Raw genomic sequence first — 6,649 nt, 5'->3', positions numbered from 1 at the left:
AACTCAAGCAGTATCGAGCGATTGCAACGCGCTACGACAAGCGTGCGGTTAACTTTCTCGGTGCGATTCACCTCGCTGCTACGGTCATCTGGTTGAATTGATGACACGCCCTAGGCTACAACGTCATCTCTTGCGATCCGGTGTATCAGTTTTCCAACCACGAAATTCGAGAACGTATCCAGAAAACCTATCAAAAAGTGATTGATGGACTCCAAGCCAACCTCGATAGCTACGTTTGGCACGAGATCCAGTCACCAGAAGATTTAGGGCAAATTCGGATGTCAGCCATGCAGCAATTTTTAGAAGATTTTCCACAAAAAATTCAACAAGGACGCTATTTAACCGCTGAGTTACCTGTTTTACCCTTCAAGACTCAGCAGTTCGATTTAGCCTTATGCAGTCACTTGTTGTTCACCTATTCGGATTTCTTCTCAGAAGATTTCCACCTCGCCTCCATTGTGGAATTGTGCCGTGTTGCTGCTGCGGTACGGGTTTTTCCTCTCTTAAATGTTTCTGGAGAGGTGTCGCCAGTCCTTCAGCCAGTAATGGAGAAATTAAAAGCGCAAGGCTACAGTGTAGAAATCCAGCCCGTACCCTACGAATTCCAAAAAGACGCCAATCAAATGTTGCAGATAAAGTCAGTCGTGTAAATATGTACTGCAATCTGTCGCTCCTTTGAACCTAGATGATTCAAGAAGGCGAAATCCCCGACTTCTTTAAGAAGTCGGGGATCTGAAGGGCTAGTATTTCACAATTTAAATAGGATTGCTGTATATGCCTGCTACACATCATGCAGGTTAGCGGTAATGGATAAAAGGTCATACGATAACGTGAAATGGTATAAGAAACACTTTTTTCTCTAATTACCTATTCCCAAAAACCGATGAGTCGCGCATTTAAAGGGAAATACTCAAAAGGAGATACTATTTTTTCAAAAAAAAAGTTTCAGGGTGTTCTTATTGAAAAGAACACCCTGAATTAGGTTAATTATTTATTTAGCAGCCTTTGATATATCAAATAAAGCTGCTACACCACTATGCAAGCGAGATAATACAAAAAACTAACTCTAGCCGGTTAACTTTAGCTCAAACCTAGCTCAGCGAGGCACCGCTGCGGTCGTAGCTAGAGCGGAAGCTTGGGTGTGGTTGTCCTTGAATGTGATTCCAGTATTCAGATGATTCAACATCTAGACCCACTTCAGCAGCGGCGCGACCCAGCATAGACTGCTGACGGTTCTTGATGAGGTGATGATGACGCATCATGAGGGCGCGAGCTTGTTCTTGAGTAGACATACCAGGTTTCTCCGTACTGCTTCAGTGATGTTTGACTAACTTATTTTCTCTTACCTATTTAATATAACAGAAAATTCTGTATCTAAATTTACAAAACGCTTTTAAAAACAAAACTTTACAAAAAAATTAAGGTTAGGTGCGGCACTCATCCGATAGAGCGATTCTAAATGAGGAAAAAATCGGAATTGCTGATTCCAATTTTGCATAGGGGATAATAGCCAGACGCAGAAACTGTAAAATTTGACAAACATCCTGAAAGTTTAAACGGCTACATCCCCCAAAAGTGTGATTTAGTAGTTGCCTTGGGCAGGCTAAAAGCATCATGGATGATGTGGAGTTCGTGCGCCAATCAAAAACCAAAAGAGACAGCCGACCAGGAGATAAAAAAATGGCTACCCCCTGTCACATTCTTGTAGAAGGCAACCCGGTCATCATCTATGCTTCCCGGAATGGCAGCCCTAAAAAAGTTTTGCCTATCCTCAATCGCTTTTTAGAGAAGTTTTGGCAAGAGAGAGAAACCTGCGGAGAATACTGCGATACACCTGGGTGCTTAGTGGCTCAGATTCTGGTTCGCTTTGGCTACGAGATATGCGAAGATGATTTTTCTAACCTGCGAGTGGGAGTGAATTTTGACTCAGCGGTGGAATACATCTACTGGGTTTCTTTGGATTACAAAGTGAGTATCTGGGTTCCAGAGGTGTCCTACCGCAATAATCCCTCTTTGGGACTGCAAGGCTGTCGCCAGGATCTCGTTTTGAGTACTCTCTAAATACTGCGTGCGCGATCGCACATTTTGTTTGCATTTTATTATTTGCACTCCTCACCCCCATTCCTGACCTGGCTGCACGCCAGATAACAGCGAAAACGACTAATCTGTATACAGATGGATAATACCCACAAACTCACAAATGTGGGCTTTCTTCAGCCGATTTTGATAAGCAGATAACTATCTAGCCGCCCAAAAGATACACATATTATGTTCGACGCACTTGCTGAACGCTTAGAATCTGCCTGGAAAAGCCTGCGGGGTCAGGACAAAATTTCCCAATCCAACATTCAAGATGCCCTGAAGGAGGTTCGTCGCGCTTTATTGGAGGCGGATGTCAATCTCCAGGTCGTCAAAGATTTTATTGCCGATGTTGAAACCAAGGCACAGGGAGCCGAGGTCGTTTCTGGGGTGCGCCCCGACCAGCAGTTCATCAAAATTGTCTACGATGAGCTAGTCCAGGTGATGGGGGAAACTAACGTCCCCCTAGCTTCAGTAGATAAGCCTCCCACGATTGTACTGATGGCTGGGTTGCAGGGAACGGGTAAAACCACAGCTACAGCAAAGCTAGCTTTGTACCTACGCAAGCAAAATCGCAGTACCTTGCTAGTAGCAACCGACATCTATCGCCCAGCCGCCATCGATCAGCTGGTGACGCTGGGACAGCAAATTGAGGTGCCAGTGTTTGAACTCGGCACCAATGCTAACCCGGTAGAGATTGCGCGGCAAGGGGTTGAGCGAGCCAAGGCAGACGGCATCGATACAGTCATTATTGATACTGCCGGACGCCTCCAGATTGACCAGGACATGATGGCGGAATTAGCCCGCATCAAACAAACCGTCCAGCCGCACGAGACGCTGCTGGTGGTCGATGCCATGACCGGGCAAGAAGCGGCAAATCTCACCCGAACTTTCCACGAACAAATCGGGATCACGGGTGCCATTTTGACGAAGCTGGATGGCGATAGTCGCGGCGGTGCAGCGCTATCAGTGCGACGGATTTCCGGTCAGCCGATTAAATTTGTCGGCGTTGGAGAAAAAGTCGAGGCGCTGCAACCGTTTTATCCAGAGCGCATGGCTTCCCGAATTCTGGGTATGGGAGACGTGATCTCCTTTGTGGAAAAAGCCCAGGAGGAAATAGACCTGGCAGATGCCGAGAAGATGCAGGAAAAAATGCTCTCGGCTAAGTTTGACTTCAGCGATTTTCTCAAGCAGATGCGGCTGCTGAAGAATATGGGTTCTCTGGGGGGAATCCTGAAGATGATTCCAGGGATGAATAAGATTTCTGACGAACAGCTGCGCCAAGGAGAAACCCAGCTAAAGCGGGCTGAGGCGATGATTAATTCCATGACGAAGGAAGAACGCCAAAACCCAGACTTATTAGCGAAGTCTCCCAGTCGTCGTCGCCGGATTGCTCGCGGTGCTGGCTATCAGGAGACGGATGTCAGCAAGCTGGTAACTGATTTCACAAAAATGAGAACCGTCATGCAGCAAATGGGTCAAGGCGGTTTCCCCGGTATGCCCGGAATGGGCGGTATGCCCGGAATGGGTGGTGGCAATCGTCCTTCTCAAGCCGGTTGGCGGGGCTACGCCCAAGGAAGTCCCGGCAAGAAAAAGAAAAAGGAGAAAAAGAAGAAAGGCTTCGGCACTCTCTAGCTGGAACCGTTAATCCAATTAGCTTTTAGCTTGGAGGGGTAGAACTTGATGCCAAAAAATGGTACAATCAATGACTCTGCGTCTAAAGTCTAAAAGCTAATCGCTAAAGAGCTGATAGCTTAAAATCCAAACAGGAACATTCTTCATCAACATGATCAAACTGCGATTAAAGAGATACGGCAAAAAGCGGGAAGCTAGCTACCGGATTGTGGTAATGCAAAGCACTTCCCGCCGCGATGGGCGTCCTTTGGAAGAACTGGGCTTTTACAACCCCAGAACCGATGAAGTCAGACTAAAGGTGCCAGAAATCCAACTGCGCCTCCAACAGGGAGCGCAACCTACGCCAACGGTGCGCCGGATTCTTCAAAAAGCTAATGTCTTGGAACAAGTCAGTGCCCCAACTACCGCATGAGTCCGAGTTGGATTCCCCAGATTCAACCAGCCAGCCTGTAAGGTCATCCCACGGGAGTTCCCTACCGGATTATGCTGCTCTGGTGAAATTTTTGGTGCAGCCGTTTTTAGAATCACCAAAATTGCTGAGCGTGGACTGCGAAATGTCGCAGGGAAATACTAAAGCGTGGGTGCGGCTGGCTTTTGAAGGCGAAGATAAGGGACGAGTTTTTGGTCGGGGAGGGCGTAATATTCAGGCAATTCGGACGGTGATTGAAGCGGCTGCAAAAGCTGCCAATCAATCTGTCTATCTGGACATCTATGGGAGTTCAGCGCGATCGCTTGAAAGTACGTCAGGAAGTCCAGAAGTTGCGAAAAAAGATCCACCCCGCCGGTCTTCCCCAGTATCTGCTCCCAAATTCCGCTCCCGTTAAAACTTTAGACGGTTAGCATTGAGGAGGTGATGGATCGCCTCCGATTATGAATATCTCCTAAGTAAATCGCCTGTTATCTTTGGCAAAGGGGGCTATCAGCTTAGTATTGGCACTAACCAAAAGCTAGGGTTGATGGTTAACTTAAGCAAAAAACAGCGAGTGGCTGCAAGTCCGTTTGGTTGAACACAAGTTGATTAACTCGGCGAGAAGATGTAATCAACCAGAAAATCTAGCGATGCGGAATTTTCTGGGGTTAAATCTTGCCAACGGTACGAAAAGCCGAGTATTCGTCGAAAGCGGAAGCCTCCCGTCAGCGCCTACGCTCTCATTGAGGATCTGTAGCCAATTAAATTGGGACGCCTGAGCTGTTATGGAAAGTCATATATCGGGCGTCTTTTCGCATCAAAGGGACGGATTTTACTAATTAATTCCGTCCTCTCACCGACGAATGCTGTAAACTCGCCCATAATATTACGATGACCGAGGCATTTAAAACAATACATCTACCAAATGCTAATAGCGCGATCGCTTTAGCAGGCGATCGCGAAGAAAACCTCAAAACCCTGGCAAAAACGACTGGCGCAGTTCTAGTGTTGCGGGGTCAAGAACTGATGGTTTCTGGGACACCTAAACAAGTAGACCGCACCAACGATCTGGTGAACGTCCTCAAACCTTTCTGGAAAGACGGGAAGCGGATCTCCAAAGTAGATATCCGCACGGCTTGCCAAGCCCTGGATACGGGACGCCAGGTGGAATGGCAAGCAATGCAAGAGGAAGTTCTCGCACGAAACCGTCGCGGCGAAGAAATTCGAGCTAAAACATTTCCTCAGTTGCAGTATATCCAAGCAGTACGCACCCACGACCTCACCTTCTGCATTGGCCCAGCAGGTACCGGCAAAACCTACCTAGCAGCCGTTATGGCAGTTCAGGCGCTGCTTTCCGATCAGTACGAACGACTGATTCTAACCCGTCCCGCTGTGGAAGCTGGGGAAAAATTGGGCTTTTTGCCTGGGGACTTACAGCAGAAAATTGACCCGTTTCTGCGTCCCCTTTATGACGCGCTCTATGAATTTATCGATACAGATAAAATTCCCAGTTTGATGGAACGCGGGGTGATTGAAGTTGCTCCCCTGGCTTATATGCGGGGTCGAACCCTCAACAACTCCTTTGTAATTGTGGATGAAGCCCAGAACACCACCCCAGCACAGATGAAAATGGTGCTGACTCGCCTAGGGTTTCGTTCTCGCATGGTTGTCACGGGTGACATTACCCAGACCGATTTACCACTCAACCAACAATCTGGGTTAGCCGTTGCCCAAAAAATTCTCCAACGGGTTGAAGGCATTGCTTTCTGCAATCTCTCTAAAACTGATGTTGTCCGCAATCCGTTAGTTGAGCGAATTGTAGCGGCATACGAAAATGATGCGTTGTGAGGGATGAGTGAGGAAAACTGTTCGGGTTTTCTAACCAGGAGAATGTCGGTTCGCAAACTATTTGAAAATTTGCTCGCAGTTCTCTACCCAAACAATCAGGGAAGAAGTTCTCGAATGCGTGCGTCGAGAGTAAAGATAAAACTAGAAAATTTTGCCTTTTTCAGCACCGGATAGAGGTAAAAAAAGTAAAAGAATGAACGATACCACAGTGCTATTTCGTCCGGTGGGTCAAAAAGAGCTAGATTTGATCCGACAAAGCGGTTATAGTGCCTTTCCAGCTCGGCTTCCCTTCCAACCGATATTTTATCCAGTGCTAACTGAGGCGTATGCCGTGCAGATTGCTAGAGATTGGAATACGAAAGATGAAGCTTCTGGGTATGTGGGTTATGTCACCCGTTTTTATGTAAAAACGGAATTTCTAGCCCAGTATGACGTGCAGACAGTGGGGAGTTCTCAACACCAAGAGTATTGGATACCGGCAGAGGATTTAGCAGAGTTCAACCGGAATATCGTCGGGAAGATAGAAGCGATCGCTAAATTTCAACCCAAACCAGAAACCGCATCATACAGCAGATTGCAAGTTCATGAAGTACAGTAGCAGCAGTTTGTGAACCAGTTGCGTAGGTGTTTTGGATTGACTAAATCAAGTGCAGTAGCAAGCAAAGTATCAACCATTTT

8 protein-coding genes and 1 pseudogene are annotated in these 6,649 nt (G+C 47.1%); 8 read left to right on the top strand and 1 reads right to left on the bottom strand.

Going from position 1 to position 6,649, the window contains the following annotated elements:
* Window positions 1-101: pseudogene (locus tag NDI34_RS27375) on the top strand (IS5/IS1182 family transposase); the annotation flags it as partial.
* A gap of 39 nt (window positions 102-140) precedes the next feature.
* Window positions 141-650 carry an SAM-dependent methyltransferase gene (locus NDI34_RS27370; protein WP_348234401.1) on the top strand — a complete coding sequence of 170 codons (510 nt, stop codon included), beginning with the start codon at window positions 141-143 and terminating at the stop codon, window positions 648-650.
* Between the two features lie 441 nt (window positions 651-1,091).
* Here the strand turns inward: NDI34_RS27370 and NDI34_RS27365 are convergent, their stop codons facing one another.
* Window positions 1,092-1,292 carry a hypothetical protein gene (locus tag NDI34_RS27365; RefSeq protein ID WP_190413235.1) on the bottom strand — a complete coding sequence of 67 codons (201 nt, stop codon included), beginning with the start codon at window positions 1,290-1,292 and terminating at the stop codon, window positions 1,092-1,094.
* A gap of 388 nt (window positions 1,293-1,680) precedes the next feature.
* On the opposite strand from NDI34_RS27365, the gene NDI34_RS27360 reads away from it, so the two are divergent.
* The 6 genes from NDI34_RS27360 to NDI34_RS27335 all read left to right on the top strand — a co-directional run bounded on the left by NDI34_RS27360 (window position 1,681) and on the right by NDI34_RS27335 (window position 6,569).
* Complete coding sequence (locus tag NDI34_RS27360; RefSeq protein WP_190430189.1) at window positions 1,681-2,061, top strand: histidine kinase; 381 nt, start codon at window positions 1,681-1,683, stop codon at window positions 2,059-2,061.
* Between the two features lie 207 nt (window positions 2,062-2,268).
* Entirely contained in the window at window positions 2,269-3,714 is a 1,446-nt protein-coding gene (gene ffh / locus NDI34_RS27355; protein WP_190430190.1) for a signal recognition particle protein, read from the top strand.
* 151 nt (window positions 3,715-3,865) lie between these two features.
* Window positions 3,866-4,126, top strand: coding sequence for a 30S ribosomal protein S16 (rpsP, locus tag NDI34_RS27350; protein WP_190533223.1), 261 nt, complete (start codon window positions 3,866-3,868; stop codon window positions 4,124-4,126).
* Complete coding sequence (locus NDI34_RS27345) at window positions 4,089-4,538, top strand: KH domain-containing protein (protein ID WP_190413227.1); 450 nt, start codon at window positions 4,089-4,091, stop codon at window positions 4,536-4,538. The genes rpsP and NDI34_RS27345 overlap by 38 nt, the downstream gene beginning before the upstream one ends.
* A gap of 476 nt (window positions 4,539-5,014) precedes the next feature.
* On the top strand, window positions 5,015-5,971 hold the full coding sequence (locus tag NDI34_RS27340) for a PhoH family protein (protein WP_190413225.1): 957 nt from the start codon (window positions 5,015-5,017) through the stop codon (window positions 5,969-5,971).
* A gap of 193 nt (window positions 5,972-6,164) precedes the next feature.
* Window positions 6,165-6,569: a hypothetical protein gene (locus NDI34_RS27335; RefSeq protein ID WP_348234400.1), complete on the top strand. Its 405-nt coding sequence runs from the start codon at window positions 6,165-6,167 to the stop codon at window positions 6,567-6,569.
* Window positions 6,570-6,649: the final 80 nt, after the last annotated feature.

It is taken from the genome of Trichocoleus sp. DQ-U1 (genome assembly GCF_039961925.1).
GTDB lineage: Bacteria > Cyanobacteriota > Cyanobacteriia > Cyanobacteriales > FACHB-T130 > FACHB-T130.
This window is presented reverse-complemented; position numbering and strand designations above follow the sequence as displayed.